The sequence below is a fragment of the Spirosoma spitsbergense DSM 19989 genome, assembly GCF_000374085.1.
Taxonomy (GTDB): domain Bacteria; phylum Bacteroidota; class Bacteroidia; order Cytophagales; family Spirosomataceae; genus Spirosoma; species Spirosoma spitsbergense.
In genome coordinates this window covers 18683-40181 of sequence record NZ_KB893587.1, presented here as the reverse complement: position 1 = coordinate 40181, position 21499 = coordinate 18683, and the positions used below count along the sequence as shown (strand labels likewise).

Annotated in this window: 13 protein-coding genes; 6 read left to right on the top strand and 7 right to left on the bottom strand. The window is 51.3% G+C overall.

The features are described 5' to 3' along the window. The first annotated feature begins 382 nt into the window (after positions 1–382). Entirely contained in the window at positions 383–1645 is a 1263-nt protein-coding gene (locus B157_RS36160; RefSeq protein ID WP_020606621.1) for a TonB-dependent receptor, read from the top strand. Positions 1646–1721: 76 nt separating this feature from the next. Here the strand turns inward: B157_RS36160 and B157_RS0127960 are convergent, their stop codons facing one another. Beyond that, positions 1722–3155, bottom strand: a complete 1434-nt coding sequence (locus B157_RS0127960; protein WP_020606620.1) for a Gfo/Idh/MocA family protein — start codon at positions 3153–3155, stop codon at positions 1722–1724. A gap of 228 nt (positions 3156–3383) precedes the next feature. Between B157_RS0127960 and B157_RS0127955 the strand changes: the two genes are divergently transcribed. The 3 genes from B157_RS0127955 to rodA all read left to right on the top strand — a co-directional run bounded on the left by B157_RS0127955 (position 3384) and on the right by rodA (position 7871). Next, the gene (locus B157_RS0127955) at positions 3384–4427 is read left to right on the top strand and encodes an SMP-30/gluconolactonase/LRE family protein (RefSeq protein ID WP_020606619.1); all 1044 of its coding nucleotides are present in this window, start codon (positions 3384–3386) and stop codon (positions 4425–4427) included. Positions 4428–4568: 141 nt separating this feature from the next. Further along, entirely contained in the window at positions 4569–6521 is a 1953-nt protein-coding gene (locus B157_RS0127950; protein WP_020606618.1) for a penicillin-binding transpeptidase domain-containing protein, read from the top strand. Between the two features lie 69 nt (positions 6522–6590). Continuing rightward, positions 6591–7871 (top strand): rod shape-determining protein RodA, encoded by a 1281-nt coding sequence (gene rodA / locus B157_RS0127945; RefSeq protein ID WP_026309012.1) that lies wholly within the window; start codon positions 6591–6593, stop codon positions 7869–7871. Between the two features lie 18 nt (positions 7872–7889). Here rodA and B157_RS0127940 read toward each other — a convergent pair whose 3' ends face one another. After that, complete coding sequence (locus B157_RS0127940) at positions 7890–8642, bottom strand: DeoR/GlpR family DNA-binding transcription regulator (RefSeq protein WP_020606616.1); 753 nt, start codon at positions 8640–8642, stop codon at positions 7890–7892. A gap of 55 nt (positions 8643–8697) precedes the next feature. Between B157_RS0127940 and nudK the strand changes: the two genes are divergently transcribed. Together nudK and B157_RS0127930 are read left to right on the top strand one after the other, a co-directional pair. After that, positions 8698–9291, top strand: coding sequence for a GDP-mannose pyrophosphatase NudK (nudK, locus tag B157_RS0127935; RefSeq protein WP_026309011.1), 594 nt, complete (start codon positions 8698–8700; stop codon positions 9289–9291). A gap of 210 nt (positions 9292–9501) precedes the next feature. Beyond that, a complete protein-coding gene (locus B157_RS0127930; RefSeq protein WP_020606614.1) occupies positions 9502–9996 on the top strand; it encodes a hypothetical protein in 495 nt (164 codons plus the stop codon). Between the two features lie 62 nt (positions 9997–10058). Here the strand turns inward: B157_RS0127930 and B157_RS0127925 are convergent, their stop codons facing one another. From B157_RS0127925 to B157_RS0127905, 5 genes are all read right to left on the bottom strand, one after another. Further along, positions 10059–10640, bottom strand: a complete 582-nt coding sequence (locus B157_RS0127925; protein ID WP_020606613.1) for a Uma2 family endonuclease — start codon at positions 10638–10640, stop codon at positions 10059–10061. Between the two features lie 47 nt (positions 10641–10687). Beyond that, positions 10688–13204: a PIG-L family deacetylase gene (locus B157_RS0127920; protein ID WP_020606612.1), complete on the bottom strand. Its 2517-nt coding sequence runs from the start codon at positions 13202–13204 to the stop codon at positions 10688–10690. Between the two features lie 109 nt (positions 13205–13313). After that, positions 13314–14744, bottom strand: a complete 1431-nt coding sequence (locus tag B157_RS0127915) for a SusD/RagB family nutrient-binding outer membrane lipoprotein (protein WP_020606611.1) — start codon at positions 14742–14744, stop codon at positions 13314–13316. A 33-nt stretch (positions 14745–14777) separates the two neighbouring features. After that, a complete protein-coding gene (locus tag B157_RS0127910; RefSeq protein WP_157618613.1) occupies positions 14778–18062 on the bottom strand; it encodes a SusC/RagA family TonB-linked outer membrane protein in 3285 nt (1094 codons plus the stop codon). A 351-nt stretch (positions 18063–18413) separates the two neighbouring features. Beyond that, complete coding sequence (locus B157_RS0127905; protein WP_020606609.1) at positions 18414–21353, bottom strand: DPP IV N-terminal domain-containing protein; 2940 nt, start codon at positions 21351–21353, stop codon at positions 18414–18416. Between the last annotated feature and the right edge of the window lie 146 nt (positions 21354–21499).

The following is a 21499-nucleotide window of genomic DNA, read 5'->3' as shown; positions in this document are numbered from 1 at the left end:
ACTGGTCGCTGTGGCGAGCCAATTGCAGAAAGTTGATTCGGTGACGAACACTCAAAAACAGCATCAGAATGTGGTGTATAAATTGCCGACGGGGTTTGGTCAAATCGGGCAGGTTAGCTACTATTGTACTCAGTAGGGCTGGTCCTTGCATAAAGGCGTTGTTTGGTTTGGATGTCAGATACCCAAAACTAACACGCCTTTTTCATATCCCTAAAAATTGACGAACCATTGACCCGACAAAAAGACGTACAAAAACCGGGAGAAAGTCGCCCTTTCCCTGACCACCACGGATGCCAGCGGAAAACCCGTTGCGGCCAACCTGTCACTGGCGGCTCTGGATGCCCGGCTCGCGCCCGAAGCCGATTCCAACAGCGCTACTATTGTGTCGCACCTGCTGCTGTCGTCCGATCTGACCGGCACCATCGAGCAGCCAGCCTGGTATTTCGACGCTGCGCACGAAAACCGGTGGATAATGCTGGACCTGCTGCTGATGACCCAGGGCTGGCGACGTTTTGCCTGGTCTGATATCCTGGCGGGGACCATACCGCCCATCAACTACCCGGTGGAGCGGGGCTTGTCATTGACGGGCCGGGTGGTTCGGCCAAATGGCAAAGATATTGGTGGTAAAGTAAACCTGAATTTTATGGTGGTGAAGAAAGACAGCACCCGGGATTTCTTGCTGGGCGAAAGCGATGAGACCGGTAATTTTGGAGCCTACGACCTCAATTTTACGGATACGACCCTTGTGCGGATACAGGGTGTAAAGGGCCGCGCCAATCGGGACCTGGTTATCCGGCTTGATCAGTTGCTGTTACCAACCGTTACCATGACGAAAGTACCCTATAACCCAGTTGAATTTCAGCGCGACGAATTAGCCGAGTTCATGAAACGAGCCAGCGAATACCTCGCCATGGAACGCCAGATTCGGCGCAACGGGGAAGTGCTCCTCAACGCCGTTACGGTGAAAGCAAAAAAGTACGTAGAACGGGACTCGCGGGTGATTTACAGCAACCCCGATGCCAGCGTCAAGTTTACTACGTTGAACTCGGCGGGGCGGCAAACCATTCTGGACGTCATTCAGGGGCAAATTCCCGGGGTGCAGGTAACGGGTTCGGGTTTTCAGGCGCGGGTGCAAATTCGGGGTGCCGTCAATTTCAGTGGTCCGGTCGCACCACTGTTTGTGCTGGATGGCATGCCTACGGATTTGCAGGGAGTTATCAATATTCCGGTTTCGGATGTCGACCGGGTGGATGTACTGAAAGGAGCATCGGCGGCTATTTACGGTTCGCGGGGTGGGGGTGGGGTTATTTCGGTACTGACCAAGCGGGGCGCGCCCGACTATGATTTCACAAACGATGTAACCCCCGGCACCTTACTGGCCAAACTGCCCGGCTATGCCCCCGTTCGGGAGTTTTATTCTCCTCAGTATGATGTTAAAAAACCAGAACATTCCGGAGCGCCGGACCGTCAACCAGATTATCGGGCTACGCTGTTTTGGGCACCCATGATTCAAACCGATGCTGAGGGTAAGGCCAGCGTATCCTTTTTTACCTCCGATGCCAGGAATAACATTCGGTTTCGGGCCGAAGGGGTCACCGTAAACGGCATGCCGGGCGTGGGGCAGGGTGTGGTATCGGTGGAATGAAAAGCGGGGTATCAAACGGCTAGTCGTTACCGCTTGATACCCCGCTTTTCTGATTGATAGAATGACAAAAACAAACCTAAACGGCACCCTTGATTTTCATGTTTATGGGGTCCCAGCCAACAATTTTCTTTTCAAAATAACTCATGTTACCGCAGGCCGTTGGACCACAGGCACGCAGACCGAAGGTAGCATCCTCCACGTTGGGGCTACCGGTCCTGACCGAATTGAAGAAGTTGACAAAGTGTTCATAGCGGTCGCCTTTGTACTCTTTCGGAAACGCGTATTTAAACTCTTTCGGGCCAACCAGTTCGGGGGTTTCGGGGTACATCTTCTGGTATTCGGCAATGTATTTTTCCTTCTGGTCTTTCGGGAAATTGTCAATCGACATGCCCGGTGCCTTCGGGAATTTGGTCCGGTGAACGGTCAGGCTGTCGAAGCCCAGCGACAGGTCACCTTCCGTACCCACAATCCGAACCAGGTAATTGCCACCGCCCCCGTCTTCGAAATTGGAACGGGTAGTCAGGTTGAACTCCGGGTGCTCGGCTGTTTTGGGATAATCATAAATACTAAGTTGAATATCGGGTACGTCGCGACCATCTTTCCAGTAGCGGGTGCCACCCGTCGAGTAAACCCGGTTTGGGCCTTTCGACCCCGTAATGCAGTGGAGCGACGTGAGCAGGTGAACGTATAGGTCGCCGGCAATACCGGTTCCGTAGTCCCGGTAGTTGCGCCACCGGAAAAAACGGAGTGGGTCCCAGGGGCGTTTGGGGGCACTGCCGAGGTAGGTATCCCAGTCTACGGTTTGCGGAGACGCATCCGGCGGAATAGAGTACTGCCAGGCACCCATCGCACTGTGGCGGTCATAAATGGCCTCGGCGAAGACCAGCTCGCCAATGTCGCCCGCTTTCATCAGTTCGCGGGCTTTGGCAATGAGTAGCGAACTGGCAAACTGGCTACCGACCTGAAATACTTTACCCGTTTTTTTCGACACATCGATCAGCGTGTGCCCATCTTCCACCTTTTGCACCATCGGCTTCTCGCAATACACGTGCTTGCCTTTGTGCATGGCATCGGAAGAAATCTTCTCGTGCCAGTGGTCGGTAGTGGCGTTAATGACGGCATCGATATCCTTACGCTCCAGAATTTCCCGGTAATCTTTAGTGACAGGCAGTTGATCGCCCCAAAGCTCTTTGGCCCGGCGTAATCGTCCGTCGTACAGGTCGCAGGCGGCTACCATCTCTATGCCATCCACCATCAGGGCGGTTTGGGTATCACCAATACCCATGCCCCCCGTGCCGATCAGGGCAATCCGAACTTTATCATTAGCGGCTGTACTGGAGTGGCTGCGAATCAAATTAAGGTATTGAGGCATCGCCACCGGTGTGCTGGCAAAGGTGGCCGGAGCGGCTGCTGCGGCTGTACTGGCCAGACCGAGGGTTTTTAAAAATGACCGCCGGGAACTGTTTGCATCAGAAGCTGACGGTGTTTCCTGTTTTTTGTTTTTCTTCATACGACTTATAGGAGAATTGGCAATGTGATTTTGGGGGTCAATAAATTAGCATATGGATACCGGATGGGGTCGTAACAAATCAGAAAACAGGGCCGGTTTTAGGCGGAATCGGGTACCTGTCTGCATGACGTTAGTTTCCTGAGAATTAAAAGTAGTCATTCTGCGGCTTTTTCTATCCGTTACTGCCTAAATTCATTGTACTATTGGTATAAATTAATAAAACGAACCATGAATAAAAAAGGTACCCTTTTTCTATGTATGCTGATTGCCGGTTACGGGCCAGTTATGGCTCAGACAACGCCCTTTCCTACTATTGGTCAGATCGTTCGGGCGGATTCCCGACTGGATAAACTGATTCCGCCTGATGCCAGAATAGAGGTGCTGGCCAGCGGTTTCGTCTGGACTGAAGGGCCGGTATGGGTGAAAAAAGACGCGTTTCTGCTGTTTTCGGACGTACCGCAGAATACTATTTTCAAATGGACCGACAAAGAGGGGGTAACCCCGTTCCTGAAACCGTCGGGCTACACGGGGCTGGGACCATACAGTGATGAACCTGGCTCGAACGGGCTGACTATCGACCCAAAAGGAAGGCTCATTGCCTGCGAACACGGCGACCGGCGCGTTACGGCAATGGCTATGGACGGCACCGGCGGCAAACGCACTCTGGCTGATAATTACAACGGCAAGCGGTTTAACAGTCCCAATGATGTGGTGGCGCACGCCAACGGTAGTTACTACTTCACCGACCCTCCCTACGGAATGCCCAAAAAGGAAAATGATCCTGGTCGCGAAACCGACGGGTGGGGCGTGTACCGCATTGCCCCCGAACGGGCGGGTGTGCCGGGGGCCGTGTCTATTGTGGTAGGTGATCTGACCCGGCCAAACGGCATTGCTTTCTCACCCGACGAAAAAATATTGTACGTTGCCCAGTCGGATCCCATGCGCCCGCTGGTGATGGCGTATCCCCTGCTGGCCGACGGAACGGTGGGAAAAGGCCGGGTGGCGTTCGGGGCCGACGAGATGAAAAAGCGGAACCTGCCTGGGGGCTTCGATGGCATGAAAGTAGACCGCGATGGTAACCTGTACGTGACGGGGGGCGGTGGTGTACTGGTACTGGCCCCAACGCCCGGAAACGGCCCTTACGATTTTCTGGGGCATATCCGGATTGGGGGTGCTACCGCCAATTGTGCCTGGGGTGATGACGGATCAACGCTCTATATTACTGCTGATATGTACCTGTGCCGAATCAGGACGCTGGCCCGGGGGTGGTAATTGGTAATGAAGAATGATGAACCATTACTCGCTGAACGATGCGTTCGTAATTTATCATTCTTCATTCATCATTAAATTTATCATTGTTCATTATTAGAGTAACTTTGTAGAGAGTGCAACGTAGCTTGAAAATTTATTCTCATGTTAGAGAATCGAAAGTGGATTATTATTGGTGTTTTTTGTCTGTTGGGGCTGGTCTATCTGGCCCGCCTGTTTTACCTGCAAATTCTGGACGATACCTATTCGTTGGGGGCTTCGAAAAACTCCATCAAACGAGTGGTCGAAATTCCGTACCGGGGCCAGATTTACGACCGGAATAACCAGTTGATGGTGTATAACACGCCGGTTTATGACCTGTATGTTACGCCAAAACAGGTTCGGATTGCGGATACGGCCTCTTTCTGCCGATTGATGGCCATTACCCCCTCAGAGTTTGACAGTATTATGGGCCTGGCCAAAAACTATTCGTCGGTTAAGCCATCCCTATTTTTGCGGCAACTTTCCAAGGAAGACTTCGCCCGGATTCAGGATGCGCTGGTGGATTATCATGGGTTTGAACCCGTTATCAGTTCCATGCGAACCTACCCGGCCCAAACCCTGTCCAATGCGCTGGGGTATGTGAGCGAGATTACGCGGAAGCAATTGGACAACCAGGATCTTACCTACTATCGGCAGGGCGATTATGTAGGGCATAACGGGCTGGAGGAACAATACGAAGAACAACTGCGGGGCAAACGGGGCGTTAAGTTTATGATGCAGAACGTGCGGGGTATAAACAAAGGCTCCTGGAAAGAAGGTGCGTTTGATACGCTGGCCGTGGCTGGGCAAAATCTGGTTACATCAATCGACGTTGAGGTGCAGAAATACGCTGATAGCCTGATGCAGAATAAAGTGGGCGCTATACTGGCGATAGAACCATCATCGGGTGAGATTCTGGTGTCGGTTTCAGCCCCTACTTATGATCCTAATCTATTATCGAGCCGGTTTTTCTCCAAGAACTATCGTTCTTTGATCAAGAATCCATACAAGCCGCTTATTAATCGACCCATTATGGCTAGCTACCGGCCCGGCTCGACCTTTAAATTGATTCAGGCACTAATTGCCCAGCAACAGGGGTCGCTGATCCCCCACATGGTTTACGGGCATGCGGGGTCGCCTGTGCGTTGCCACTGCCGGGGTGGAAATGACCTGCGGGGAGCCATTGCGAACTCCTGTAACCCCTATTTTTATCAGGTATTTCGTAAATTCATGTATTTTAATGGTGAGCATAATACGTTCAAGGCGTCTGCTGTTGGCCTGAGAGAATGGCACGACATGGCTGAGAAGTTCGGGATAGGTGATCGGCTGGGGGTTGATTTGCCGAGTGAGCGGAAGGGTAACCTGCCTATACCCGAGTACTATGACAAGGCCTATCGGGGGGCATTGCGCTGGAAATTTTCCAATGTATACTCACTCAGTATTGGGGAGGGGGAGTTGCTGATTACTCCGCTGAAACTGGCAAATCTGGCTGCTACGATTGCCAACCGGGGCTGGTACATTACGCCCCACTACGTCAAGGGGTTTGGCAAAGCGGGGGTAGCCGTTCCGGCAGAATACCTCGAACACCACGAGACGGATATTGAGTACAAATACTATCTTCCCGTTATTGATGGAATGCGGGCGGCCGTTACCCGCGGCACGGTGAATCCGATGGCTAATATTCCGGGTATTGATCTGTGCGGAAAAACGGGTACGGCTCAGAATGCCAAGCATGGCCATAAATTCGATCACTCCATTTTCATTGGCTTTGCGCCCATGAACAATCCTAAAATTGCGGTTGCCGTGTTTGTTGAAAATGCAGGCTGGGGTGGCGATGCAGCCGCATCGGTGGCTGCGCTGGTAGCCGAACGGTACCTGAAGCGCAAAACCGAAGCTCTCAGGCTGGATGCAAAAGTTAAAGCCGCCCGATTCTTTCCCCCTTCCGATGGAATTCCTGCTATCAAACGGCCCGTGGTACCTAAAAAGGATACTACGCACAAGCCAGAGGTTCCTAAACCATTGATGACGGACACCCGGCCAAAATCAGCAACGTTGGTGGCTGTGAGCGGAAATTAACATCTGGTTTGTCGTTCCTGCGGCAGCAATTTCGACGGGGAACCTGAACCACAAACTACAAACTACAACTTGTCTCGCCGTAACGACCCATTTTCTCAAAACATTGACTGGCTTACGCTATTGCTGTATTTCAGTTGCGTATCACTGGGCTGGCTCAATGTATATGCCGCTGTATACAGCCCCGAAGAGCAAACCAGCCTGTTCGATATGTCGACCAATTCCGGTAAGCAACTGATGTGGATTGGCACGACGGCTATTCTTATTATTTGTATTCTGGTAATCAATCATACGTTTTTCGACACGTTTGCTTTTGTCTTCTACGGGTTTATGATTCTGGTACTGATATTGGTTCTTTTTGCCGGAACCAATATCAATGGGTCGCGCTCGTGGTTTAAGTTCGGAGCGGTTTCTATTCAGCCCGCTGAGTTTGCCAAAGTTGCTACGGCCCTGGCACTGGCCAAGTACCTCGACGTTCCAGGTATCAACCTCACGAAGCGGAAAGACCTGTTATACATTGTGGGCATCATTGTACTGCCCTGTATTCTGATCCTGGCCTCCAACGAAACCGGGTCGACACTGGTATTTGCCTCTTTTGTTATCATGCTGTACCGAGAGGGGTTGCCTGGCTGGATTCCGGCGGCTGGCATCGCGGCTGCGGGTTTGTTTATCCTGGCCCTGCTCTTTCCCAAACTGTACATCTTCCTGGGTATTGTGGCGTTGATGCTGCTGATTGTTCTGCTGATGCCGCGCTACAATCGGTCGATCCCTAATCTGCTGGCCCTGGGCGTGCTGGGTATTGGCATGATGGTGTATGTGACGGGGGTCGATTTTTTTGTGAATAACGTGCTGCAAAAGCACCAGCGAAACCGCATCAAAGTACTGGTAGACCCCACCATTGACCCGCTTGGTGTGGGCTGGAACGTAACGCAGGCCAAGATTGCTATCGGTTCCGGGCGGCTTCAGGGCAAAGGATTTCTGGAAGGAACCCAAACCAAATTTGACTTCGTACCGGAGCAGAGCACCGACTTTATTTTCTGCACCATTGGGGAAGAACATGGCTTCATTGGCAGCATGGTTGTCGTTGTCCTGTTCATTGCCCTGATTTCCCGTATTGTTATTCTGGCAGAAAAACAGCGAACTAAGTTTGCCCGGGTTTACGGCTACTGCGTGGCGGGTATTATTTTCTTCCATGTAATGGTCAACATCGGGATGACTATTGGACTAATGCCCGTTATTGGTATTCCGCTGCCTTTTTTCAGCTATGGTGGCTCTTCGCTCTGGTCCTTTTCCATTCTGCTGTTTATTTTCCTCAAACTCGACTCGCGTCGTACGGCGCTTACCCGCCGATAATAATCTCAGGATTAACGCTCAATTAATCAGCCTAACGCCTGCCTGCCGGTAAGTGGCTACAACGGCAGGATTAGCTTCATTGTCTGTGATGAGTACATCGAACAGGCTCAACGGGGCGAATTTGAGGTATTTATCAGTTTCTAGTTTTGACGAATCGCAGAGCAGGTACACTTTTCCTGATTGCCGGGCCATGGCTGTAGCCGTACTGGCTTCCCGTTCGCCGTTGGCACTCAGACCGTTTTGGAGGGAAATGCCATCGACACCGATAAATGCCCGGTTAGCCCGGTAGCGGGCAATGTGCTCTTCGACCATCAGTCCGTGCAACGCCTGCCGCTCTTTATCCACTTCTCCACCTACCAGGTTGATAGCCACCCCGGAGTCCATCAGTTCGGCTACAACGGGCAATGAGTTGGTGATAACCGTAATACGCTTGTTCCGAATGAACGGGCAGAGCCGAAACACGGTGCTGCCACAATCCATAAAAATAATATCGCCCTCCTGAATTTCCTGTGCGGCCAATTGGCAGATGTAGTCCTTACGTTCAGGATTAGTAGCTGCTTTGTTGGAAAAGCGGTGTTTATCCGTTGCCAGACTTACTTTCATTGCTCCGCCCCGCGTACGATAAATCAGGCCTGATGACGCTAACTGGGCCAAATCACGCCGGACGGTCATCTCCGAAGTTTGCAGCAAGTCGGCCAGTTCCCGCACTTCAGCCGATCCTTTCTCCTCAACCGTTTGTACAATAAGTCCTTTTCGTTGTTGGAAATTCATAGACGATGTTGTTATTTTGTTCAAAAATAAACAAAATAAAACAATTTCAAACAATATGGATAGTGCTCGTATGCAAATAACGGAGGAGAAGCTACTTTCCGATAACTGGTATATCCTGAAGCGGTACACGTTCAACTATTTGGGCAAGAACGGGCAGTGGACAACGCAGCAACGGGAAGCTTACGACCGCGGCAACGGTGCCACCATTCTACTCCATAATCCCGAAGCCGATACCGTAATTCTGACCCGACAGTTCCGGTTGCCAACCTTCGTAAACGGCAACCGCACCGGCGGACCGTCTGACGGTATGCTCATTGAAACCTGCGCGGGTTTATTGGACGACGACGACCCAGAAACGGCCATTCTGCGCGAAACTGAAGAGGAAACCGGCTACAAACTCACGGCTGTGCAGAAAGTAATGGAAGCTTACATGAGTCCGGGTTCGGTAACGGAAAAGCTGTTTTTTTACCTGGCAGAGTACTCTACCGACACGGAGCGAAACGCCGGGGGCGGTATTGACGAAGAGGAGATTGAGATTCTGGAATTGCCTCTTAGCCAGGCACTGGCCATGATGCAAACTGGCGAAATTCAGGATGGGAAAACGATTATGTTGTTGCAGTATTTGCGGTTGATGCAACTGGAGAAGTAAAGCTTTATAAACGCTTATGTTCGGCTTAGCGGTCAGTGCCATCTTACAAGAGTAACACAAGTACAAAATAAGATAACATAGTTTCGTTATAAGCATAAACAGTAAAACTGTGTTTTAGCTTTTATAAAACATTTTTTATACTGAGAGATCTACTCTTGCTTCATCCATCTTGTTTAAGGTGTACTACGCTTGTATAAATTTCGTCTCCTTATGAGAAAGGTTAAGCAAGTCAAGTATTTGCTATTTACAACAGCTATGCTTTTCGACAATTGCAGCCAAGATACATTTGTTTTCCCAATCGCTTCTGCACAAATTGAAGGTGTATATGAAGCTAACAGCTATTATGCTAAAAATGGCGTGAGCGGTGCCTACCCTATCCAAGGGCAGACAATGACGTTGAAATTGACCAGCATAGGCCGCGATTCCGTAAAAGTTGAAATTGAAGCAAAGCCAAATGGAGACTATTCACCGGGTAGCAACCGGACTTTCGAAAAACTTGTTATAGAGCCAGTGATTGTAGCCCAACTTTTTGGTAAGAAACAGGTGAATTGTATTGGTTATAACGTTGACTTACCTATTAATCAAAACAGTATTTCCGAAAACGAACTATTAAGGCAGATTTGTGGAGACGGATCGTCTATTTACTATTACTTTACCTCTCCAATTAGCAAAGAAGAAGCTACCGTCAGATTTATTAGAAAGTAGATTCGTTTTAGTTTCCGTGGGCCGGTTTCTCAAAACTGACACTACATCACCACGTATACCAATTAAGGTTTTACAAACGCAACGTGTTCGTAGATTTCAGACAGGGGAATCGAAACCCCTACTGAACGCAACGCGATAAGCCCATCGATGTCTCCCTGCACCGTTTTATCCCAACTGTGTTCAGTCGTGCGAAACCAGGACTCGACACGGGGGTAGTTTTGTTCAACCAGCACGTACTCCTGAAAAGAAGGCAACTGTTCGTACAACAGAAACTTTCCGGACTTATCGAAGGAGGCCGTGCTGCGCGATAAAACCTCGATAACCAGCAACGGATTGACGATTAAATCCTCGCGACCCTGCCAAAACTGCGGTTCCTCGCAAACAACCAGCGCATCGGGGTAAACGCCAACGTTTTCCGATTCGATGTACACTTTCTGGTCGCTGTTGTAAACGATGAATTTACGCGGGAGGGGCCGAAGCGCGTACTTCAGGGCTCCCGTCAGGTTAGCGGCAATCTGGTTGTGCCGTGCTTTTGCTCCAGCCATGCGAACGATTTTACCGTTATAAAATTCGTGTTTTTGCAGCGACCGTGCTTCCCGCGTCAGGTATTCGTCGAGTGTGTATTTTTTTTCGGCTACTACCATACCATCGTTTTCTGTGCTGTACTAAAGTTAACCAAAAAATGGTACGTTTACTTACCCGCCGAAATCATATTGGCAAATAACCGGTAGGCACCCGGCACACCAGCGGGTAGTTCCCGAAAGAAAACCAGACCCGTGTACATGTAGTGTCCCTTCCCATAGTCGGCATAAAGCAGACTGCCCTGTTTGGCGGCTTCGTTCTGGTCGTGGGCCGAGAAGATGGGTTGGTACGCCTTATCCCACGTCTGGGCAAAGTAGGTACCCCGCTCCTGAATCCAGCCCGAGAAATCGGCTTCGGTGATTTTATTGGGGTAGTTGAGCAGTCGGTTTTGAGGGTTTATAAACGTCATGGGTGCATCTTCCTCCGTTACACGGTCGCGGCCAATAGTGAAGGGATACGGACCCAACTGGGGCAGGGGCGGGTCGTTGCGGAGAAATGAACTGGCAGGTGTTACGTACTGCACAATCATAGTCCCCCCGTTTTTGACGTAATCCATTAATTTAGGCTGATACCGGGCCAGCCAGTCGTTGGTGTTATACGCCCGAACACCAGTAACGATGGCATCGTAGCCCGATAAATTCCCGGCTAGTTCGGCCGGGCCAAGGACCGTTACCCGGCACCCCAGTTGTTGCAGGGCGGCTGGTAGTTCATCGCCTGCACCTACAATGTAGCCGACGTTTTTGGCCGTCACCTTCACATCCAGTTTAACCAGTTTGGCATCGGCAGGGGGGAACAGTGTCTGGGTTGGAATATGCTTGTAGGCAATCTCCCGCAGGCCGGTGGTATACGTGCCATCGCTGGTGGTCATCACCATCTGGATTTTGCCATCCTGGGACTGAGCCGTTGGTGTAAGTGTGAAGGGTACCCGTTGTTCGGCATCTTTATTGGCCAGCGAAAAGGGAACTGAAGCGGGTGTAATCTGCCAACCCGCCGGAACCTCCAGTTTCAGCGTACCCGACACGTTGGCCCGGCCCGCTTTCAATACCACTTCGCCCGTTTTAGAGGCATTCGTGGCGAAGATGAATACCCGTTCGGTCAGGTTGGCCGTTACGTCGGGCTGGATGATGAACGGGCGGTACGTTTCACCTTCCACCGGGTCGGTTGACTTATAAACCACCGGACGCGTATAGGTGAAGGACTGCCCACTGATCTCGACGGTGAAACTGGCCGTAACGGCAGGCGGGTTTTCGGGTAAGCCAATCAACAGCTGATTATCGACCTGAAAAATGCCTTTGTCGATGGGTTTTTCCAGCCAGTAGGGTTGCGATATTTTCGCTGTTTTAGGAATAGTGAGTTGAGTTGGTAATACAATCACCTCGTTTGGTTTGAGAGCCAGATTCAGCGTAGAGTCCTTACCGGTAGAATAACGAATGCTCACCAGTTGAACCGGCGTAACGGCCCGACTGACAATGTTGGACGTAACCTTAATGGTTTCGCCGGGGGTAGCAGCATAGCTGTCAGGGTTAGACTCCACCCATAAGCCAAGACATTCCTGAATCAGCGTTTCAACGTCTTTCCGCTTGGCCTTTACGTAAATATTGGTGGTGTCCAGCTTGCCGATGGCTTTATACAACTGGACTAAAGCGGGTACCGAAGCGCTTGGCTGGTCGGGCTTAAACGAATTTATGACCTGATTCACTTCTGCCTGAACGGCATTACTGTTCATTACCCGTTTCCAACTAAGGTCGATGCCGTCGAGCGGGTCTTTTTCGGCGGGGTCGCCCGCTTTCAGCAGGAAGTAGTCCATTTTAGCCCCCCGGCTGGCCGGTACGCCGAAACCCTGACTCTTGTGCTGACTGCGACTTTCGGCCGCAATCTCCCCGTACGAACGGCCCAGCATGGGGTTGAATACGCCCGTTTCAACGCCAACTAGATTTCCCGCTTCTTCGGGTTTTTTGTTGCTCAGAAAAGCACCTGGAATAAACATATTCCACATGATGCGTTTGGCCTGCCAGGGTTTGACGTAGGCTAATTGCTCCGGGAATTTAGTAGGGTCATTCGAAATTTTGAAGGCTTGTTCGGCCAGGAATGCCGATGCACTATGGTGGCCATGACCGGCGCGGGCATCGGGCGGAAACCGGGTTAGAATAACATCGGGCTGGTATTTGCGAATCATCCAGACCACGTCGGCCAGGGCTTTCTCCTGTCCCCAGGTGCGAACCGCTTCATCCGTCGACTTGGAGAAACCGAAATCATAAGCACGGCTGAAAAACTGGTCGGGACCATCTACGCGCCGGGCGGCCAAGAGTTCCTGCGTTCGGATAATACCGATGTTTTCGCCCTGTTCCGGGCCAATCAGATTCTGCCCACCATCGCCCCGCGTCATGGACAGGTAGCCCGTCCGGACGAGCCGGTCTTTGGCCAGATAGGCCAGCAGCAACGTGTTTTCATCGTCGGGGTGAGCGGCTACGTACAGGACTGTGCCGAGTACGTTGAGCTTTTTGAGATTCAGCAGGATTTCGCTGGAGGGCGTGGGCTTGATGGGGCCGTAGGGAACCTGAGCGAAGGTAGTGGCGATGGCTAAACCACCGAATAGAAATGCTGGCAGGAGTTTTCTGATAGACACAGGCAGGAAATCAATGTTAGGCTATGGGACAAATTTACGATAAACGCCAGAAAAGGCTACCCCTATATTGAGGTAGCCTTTCAACAATATACTACTAACGAAAAGTGACTTATTGGTAAAGGGGAATTTTTTTGAATTGATCGGGTAGTGGATTGGGAACGTTAGGGTTCGTATTGATTTCATTCTGCGGGTAAATGTAGCGTTCCGGTTTTTTGGAACCGGCGTAAAGCGGGATGGGCAACTGCACCACCGGCGTCGCTTTTTCCAGTCGGCGAACGTCGTTGAAGGCTTCGTACTGCATCAGGAAGAAAATATACCGCTGGGCAATAATTTCGTACAGCAACGCAGTTTGCACCGTACCCAGTTTTGTGGGATTGGCCAGACCGGCAGGAGCAAAATCACTTAACGTATATGCATCATATTTTCGACCTGTTGCCGCAATCGTTTTGCCATTAATATACCCGCTGGCCAGCCCTGCTCTGACCGAGTTGAGCGCCGTTAACGCCTGGTTGGCAGCACCTAACCGGGCCTGCGCTTCGGCCAGAATCAGCTGGTTTTCGTAGTACGTAATAATGGGGTGGGGGGCATCTTCGGTAAACATACCATCCGCCGTGTTCGGGTCAAGCGCACCGGTGGTTGAAATGCCCACCTTAAAATAGTGGTTATAGAGGGCCGTTTCGTCCGTTTTTGTATTGGCTGACTTCATTCGCGATTGCATCAGCGTGGGCAAATAGGCACCATCGAAACCGGTATCACCCGCCCGGGCTATCCGAAAGAAATCGTAGTTCTGATTATCATCAATTCCCTGGCTGGTGCCGTGTGGGGTCAGGGCATCACCCGCCGTACTGCCAATACCCGAACCGGCACTCGTAACGGCTTTTGCATAGTCGCCGGTGTGTAGGTATAAACGTGCTTTCAATGTATAAGCCGCTGCTTTCCATTTGTTTACGTTACCTTTGTACAGGAAATCCTGCCCGGAAAAAGCCAGGCCAGCGGGGGCCGACAGGTTCTGAATTGCATTGTCCAGTACGGTCTGTAACGCCGTATACACATCGGCCTGCTTGTCGAACAGGGGGGTAGGGTATTTTACGTCATCAAATGCTTGACTGTAGGGTATATCGCCGTACAGATCGGTCGCTTTGGCAATGACTAGGGCTTCCATAACCTGACCGACACCCTTAGTCCATTTATCGCCGACGACGTCGGCCTTGGTCTGAATAAGCCTGGCCTGACTCGCCACGGGATATAGCGGACTCCAGGCAAACGAGCTGGCCGAAACGATGTAGCTCGCGTAGGTCTGATGCTGCCGGGACAGGCCATTCAGTTCGCCCGCCCAGATAGCCGAAATACGTACATCGGTATCTTCATGGAGCATGGACACGCCCAGCATGGTACCTGACAGCAGCGTAGCCACATCAACATCCGTAACCGCGTTTGGATTACTTTGAATATTGGATTCCTTGAATAAATCCTGACAACTGCTGAACAGCATAACACCCAGCAGGGCCATTATAATTTTAGGAGAAAATGAACGCTTCATAAGCTTATCGTTTAAGTAGCCCGGAATGGCTTTTTAGTAGTTGATCTTGATCGAAAACAGAATTGATTTCGTATTTGGGTTGGTAAACCAGTCCTGACCACGGGCTAAACTAGCCCCTGTGATGCTTACTTCGGGGTCGGTGCCGGTGTACTTGGTCCACAAAACAACATTGCGGCCGGTGAGCGCAAAATCAACTGACGACAGGTGAGTAACCCGCCGAAATCCAGGACTACGCAGGCTATAGTTAAGCGTTACTTCGCGAAGTCGGGTAGAGCCGCCATCTTCCACGAACTGTTTGGTCGAGGCCGAACTGAACGAGGTGCCCGGTCCCTGATACCATGGCTGCGTAAGGGCTACCGGACCGGCGCCAAAATCCTGGATGTTGCCCTGGAATTTCGTGCCGGCGGCAATCGTCGCACCCGTGTAGTCCTTGATGCCCCCCGCCGGTGCTACTGAAGTATTACCTACATCGCCGTGGGTGCCAATCAGGTAAAGAGCACCCCGCGTACCATTGTAGAAGTCATTGCCATAAACCTTATCGAATAGGAAATACAGCGATACGCCTTTGTAAGAGAACGTGTTGCCCAGGCCACCCCGCCACTTCGGATTAGGGTTACCGACAATTTCATTATTGGTGCCTCCCTGCGGGAATCCGTTGGCATCCAGCTTGTACTTTCCCGATTCGTCCTTCAGGAAGTCCGTTCCGTAGAAGACCCCAAAAGGCTGACCCGGAATCAGTGACTGACCTGCGTATGTACTTGGCAACGTGTACACCGAAGCCCCCGCCAGGGATATTACTTTATTGCGGTTCATCGAAAAATTGGCCGATATATTCCACTTGAAAGCACTTTGGGGAAGCACATCCGCCCCGGCGTCGAATTCAAGTCCTTTGTTCGATAACTCGGCCGCATTGATGTTCCGAACGGAGTAGCCTGTTTCGTAGGGTACATTCAGCGACAGAATTACGTCTTTTGTATTGTTGGTATAGGCCGTACCCGAAAAAGAGAACCGGTTGTTGAGAAACCGTAAATCGACCCCAATCTCGCTTTCTGTCTTCCGTTCGGGACGCAGGTAGTCGTTCCCGGCCGTTGTGCTCCGGACATAACCGCCCCCATACAGCGAACTGGCCGCCGATACGCCGTTGGCGTAGGAATCGCCGAAGCTGGCCGGATTGAAGGTGGTGAAATTCTGGTAGGGTTGTGGCTGAATACCCACCTGCCCCCAGGTTAGCCGCAGTTTACCAAAACTCAGAATCGGACTTGTTTCCAGCCCTTTCAGCTTGGTGAACTGCCAGGCCAGAGCTGCCGATGGAAAGAAGAAGCTACTGTTGGTTTTTGAGCCGAAAGTCGACGCGCTTTCCTGCCTCCCTGTCAGCGTCAGGAACAGCATGTTATACGCCTGCATCTCGGCCTGTGCGTAGTAGGCATAGGTACGAATCAACGAGTTGTAATTGCTGGCCGACAGATTCGAGTTCAGCGCGTTGGTCAGAATGTCGGGGGCGGTAGGAACGATTAGGTTCGTAATAGCATCCGAGAGAATGGCCTTCCGGCGACTGTTGTAATTGACACCCACCAGAACCGACCCGCTGAAGTTGTTATTGAACGTCTTGTTTGCACTGGCAAACACATCCGTGTTGAACTGCTTTTCGGTAATCCAGTTCTTCGACAGATAGCCCGTCAGGTAAGAAGCCGAGTTACGGGCAAACCGCTCCAGGCGATTATCCGTAAAATTATCAATCCCCGTTCGGCCGGTGACAGTCAGCCAGGATGCCGGTGTAATATTTAATTCGAGATTACCCGTAATCCGGTCCACGTCCGTTGTATTGCGGTTGTTGTAGATGTTCCAGACGGGATTCGAGTAAATCGTATTCTGGTCGATACCCAGCGGGTTACGGTACGAAACGTGGGCATTGTTGAATACCTGCCCGGCTTCATTGGTATAGGTGCCGGTGTAATACTGGTTATCGAAATCAGGCGGAGTACGCGTGCCACCCAGTAGAATACCGTCGAGGTTATCGCCCTGCTGGATACGGGAAGAGTACACTTTGCTGTATCCCACGTTGGCCGACGCCCGGAACCAGTCCGTAAACTGACTGGCCACGCTGACCCGGGCGGTATTACGCTGGTAATTGCTGAACGCTTTAACGATACCGTCCTGACTCAAATTAGAGTAGCTGAGCATGAAGTTGGACCGGGCGTTTCCTCCGCTGATGTTTATTGCGTTGTCCGTATAATGACCGGTCTGGAACACATCACTCGTATGGTCGTAAATATCTTTTGCATTTTTGCCGCCGTGCGGATTTGCCGCCGTACCACCGGCAATGGCGTATCGCTTGGTACCATCTGGGAATGTTACATAACCCTGATAGCCAGCGGCTGTTGGGTCCGTTATGTAGGTATCTGCCCCGCCCGTTCGATCGGAAATCAGGTCGCCATAACTGTATTTGTTCCCTTGTTTAAACACTCCACCGCTACCCTGTCCGTAGGTTGTTTGCAGGGGCGGTAGTTTATTGGCTTTGTCGAAAGAAACGGTCGATTTAAACGAGATGTTGACTTTCCCTTTAGTGTCTTTGCCTTTCTTGGTCGTAATCACAACAACGCCGTTAGCAGCCCGTGTACCCCATAGAGCGGCCGCCGAAGCCCCTTTCAGGACTTCCATACTTTCGATATCTTCGGGGTTAATGTCATTGATACGCGATTGCTGAACGATTGAATTACCAGCGGCTGAACCATCGTTATCGTTGGAGTTACTAACCGGAATGCCATCGATGATAAATAGGGGCTGAGCGTTTCCGTTAATGGTGTTCTGGCCGCGAATCTGAATGTAGGAACCGGCACCGGGGTCGCCACCGCTTTTGGTAATGACCACGCCGGATGCTTTACCACTCAGTCCGCTCAGCAGACCCGTTTCGCCGGACTGGGCGATGTTCTTGCCGCCAACCGTTGAAACCGATGAGGCAAATTTGTCGCGTTCTTCTTTAGTGCCGAGGGCTGTGACGATTATTTCTCCTAATTGCTTGGTATCGCTCTTTAGGATAACGTTAATCGTTGAGCGTCCGCCAATCGCTTCTTCGACGGTTGCCATCCCCACGGCCGAAAAGACCAATGTATTGCTCGACGGTGGAACGATGAGACTGTATTCCCCTTTCGAATCGGTTACCGTACCAATAGTGGTTCCTTTTACCACAATGGTTGTGCCGGCAAACCCGCCAATTCCTTCTTCCGCTGTCACCGTGCCGCTTATCTTTTTCCCCTGCGCCCAGGCACACGGGCCACTCAAGCCTGCTATTAGCAGACCCATCAGTAGTGATTTCATCATAGTTTTAGTTTAAGTTAAGAAATGCGATAGAGACGCCTGTAAAAGTTTGTATTATGATAAAAGTACAGAACTATATTTCGATAAGTTATTAAATTTTGGTATTAAATTTCTTTATTTAAAAATTTTAGAAAATAAGTTATATTTAGTCTTCTTTTTTAATTCCCTTTTAATTCTATTGCATAAATGCCTAAATGATAATACATTATTGTTATGTCTATTTATCTCAGCGTTGACTGAGAGGCACAAAAAGCCCTACGCTATACGTCAAATGGAGGTATAGCATAGGGGGTAGAGACTAACTGGATGAAATTTGATTGCCCACCGGGCCGGGAAGGAGAAGGCCAGATGGGTTCAGGGCTTCATCAACAGCGCGTCAAGTGTAAATACCTCCCCGTTTTTAATGACCTGATCGACGTTCAACACATCTATAATACGTGTCAGGGGGTCACCATTAACAATAACCAGGTCGGCCACTTTACCCGGCTCAATAGACCCCAGGTCTTTGCTGACTCCTACCGTTTCGGCCGCCCATAACGTAGCCGACCGTAAGGCCTGATAAGGAGTAAGACCCGCACCAACAAAGGACTGGAGTTCGGTGTGCAGGCTCATGCCATAAGGTACAAAGGGGCTATCGGTACCCGTCGTAACATGTGCTCCCGCATCAACCAGGGCTTTGACGCCTTTTTGCAGGTTACCGAAATTGCTTAGATAACCGGGGCTTATTTTGGCATACTGGGCCGAACTGGCCTGAAGGGCATTGCTGTATTCTTCGGAATAAAATGCTTTGTACTGCCGGTTCTCAAAAAGACCAGGATCTTTGGTGGTCAGGACCGAAAAACCTCCCTGCAATGAAGCAGTGGGCGTAATATTCATGCCGGACTTGGCAATCAGTTGAATCACATCCTGATAACTCCGGTTCATGGCTGTAATCTTGGGCGAATAACCCCTGCGACTGGTGCCTCCGATGTGTTCGACCGCATCGACATCGTAGCGCATAGCCGGGAAAATTTCGTGCGACGATACCGGTAACCCGTGCGCGTGGGCAAAGGTCGTTATGCGTTGCTGCATGGCATCGGGCATCCGGACGTAGGTTTTAATCAGGTCGTAGCCCAGGTTAACCGCCCGGTTTAATTCCCGGTCGAGTTGTTCGTCGGAGTTGATGCTGGTAGCGGCTCCGTAATAAATGCGGGTGCCGTCGGTCAGGCCACCGGTGAAAAACTGGCGGGGGCCGGGGCGTACACCACTGGCCCACGATTCTTTCCGTTCCAGTGCATCATAGGGGTCGGCACCGGGTTCGCGTACGGACGTGATGCCAAAGGATAGCCATAACCGCCCTATTTTTTCGCCGACCATGGCGTGCTGGTGCGTGTGCATCTCAAACAATCCGGGAATAACGGTTTTGGTCGATGCGTCGATCAGCTTTCCCGGCCGACCAGCCTGATGGGGGAGAATTTCCCGAATCCGGTTGCCGTCGATCAAAATATCAACGTTGTTTCGGTAGGTGTCTGACTTACCATCAAACAGCCGCCCGGCGTGAACCACAATCAGCCCGGTGGGTTCGCTGGTTTGCCAGGTTAACTCCATCGGGTGGTTCTCGACATGGCCGTCAGCCAGGTATACCTGCTTTAGCGCATTGGTTGCCAGAAAGAGCAGACTTTTCGAGTCACCCGTCCAGGTTGGCGTATCGGTTTGCTCGGTCGTAAGCTGTCGGGGCGTTCCCTGTATGGTTCCGTCGGGCTGAACGTCCGTTACCCACAATAGCCCATCCAGTACATATGCCATCTTTGTGCCGTCAGGTGACCAGACCGGCCCATTCTGGCTCCGGGTGCCCAGGCTGTGCCCGGGGGCTGGGGTAACGTAACGGTCGTTTTTTCCATCCAGCGACAGCAACAACACTTCACTGACTCCTTCGCGGTAACGGGACGAATAAGGGTGGAGTGCCGAGATGGCAATTGTTTTTCCATCGGGTGACCAACTGGCCTGACTCGGCACAAAGACGGACTCGTGTAATTTTTTGGTTTTAGGAACAGTCACATCAGCCGTGTAAGTCACGTCGGCCGAGTAAAGTGTACTCCGTCCCCAGGCGTTCCGCGCGTCACTCTGGTAAAAGGCCACCTTACTACCATCCGGCGACCAGCTAGGAAAGTGCAGATCATCGCTCATATCAACCAGCATACGGTCCTGCCCGGTCTGTAAATCCCGTATCCAGACATCCATATTACCCGCCCGGTCCGATACATACGCCAGCTTTTTCCCATCCGGCGACCAGGTTGGCTCCATGTCCATGGCTGGTCCCTGTGTTAATCGTTCCGGCGCTTTCGCCCCTTTCGCCAGTAACCATAAATCGCCCAGGGCTGCAAAGGCAATTTGCTGGCCATCGGGTGATATAGCTGGCCCTTTGATGCCCATAACGGGCTGGGGCTTTTGACTGTCGAAATCGTATATTTTACGTTTGTATGTGTTTCGGGGTAGTGCTACGATAGCCTGAAAAGGGATCGTCTGAGCGGTGGCACTACCTATTTTTCCCCGTTTCAATAATCCACTGGCGGTGTACAAATACTCGTTCGCCCCAAACCAGCTTGCCCGAAACGGGAATACATCATCGGCGGGTTCGGTTAGCATGTCTGTTTTCCCACCGGCAAGCAGCACGGTTTCCAGTCCACTCTGGGTTTTGTTCAGGGCATTGTAAAAGAGATGAGAACCATCCGGCTGCCAGGATACCCCGGCGAGTTTAGCCGCAGACGGCGAAACGATTTTCTCCGTACTCCCCGGCGTTATGACATAAACCCCCGGTGCATCGGTACGGTCTGAAATAAAGGCAATCTGTGACCCATCAGGCGAAAAAGCCGGATTGAAATCATTGCCGGTATCGTGCGTAAGCTGGGTTAATTTTCCATCGGCCAGCGTAAGTTGCCAGATATCATAATTACCACTCCGGTCGGAGGCAAACAGGATCCGTTTCCCATCCGGCGACCAGTGGGGTTCGCGGTCATCGTAGAGGCCCGTGGTCAGTTGTTGAGGTTTGCCTCCTTCTTTGGAAACAGCCCAGATGTGGTAGCGGCCATCCCAGAAGGCATGAAAGGCAATGCGTTTCCCATCCGGCGACCAGTTGGGCTGGCGGCAGTCTCCCAGTGCATCGGTGATGGGACGCGCCGTGCCTCCCGTTGCCGGTAAAACCCAGATTGTTCCTTGTAAGTCCATGGCAATCTGCGTTTTATCTGGCGATAGCGCAGCCGCCATATTGGTTCCTTCGGTAACCGTCACCCGGAGCGAATCAGTAGTCGTTGCCATCAACCAGGTCGATTGCAACAGCGTTAAAGATAGTCCAAATAAGATGCGTTTTAGTGTTGATGGCGTATGTTTTATTGCCATAGTGTCAAAAGGGCAAAGATTTATTAAGTAAAGGAGCTATTAACTGGTATTTTGTTTTGTGAACC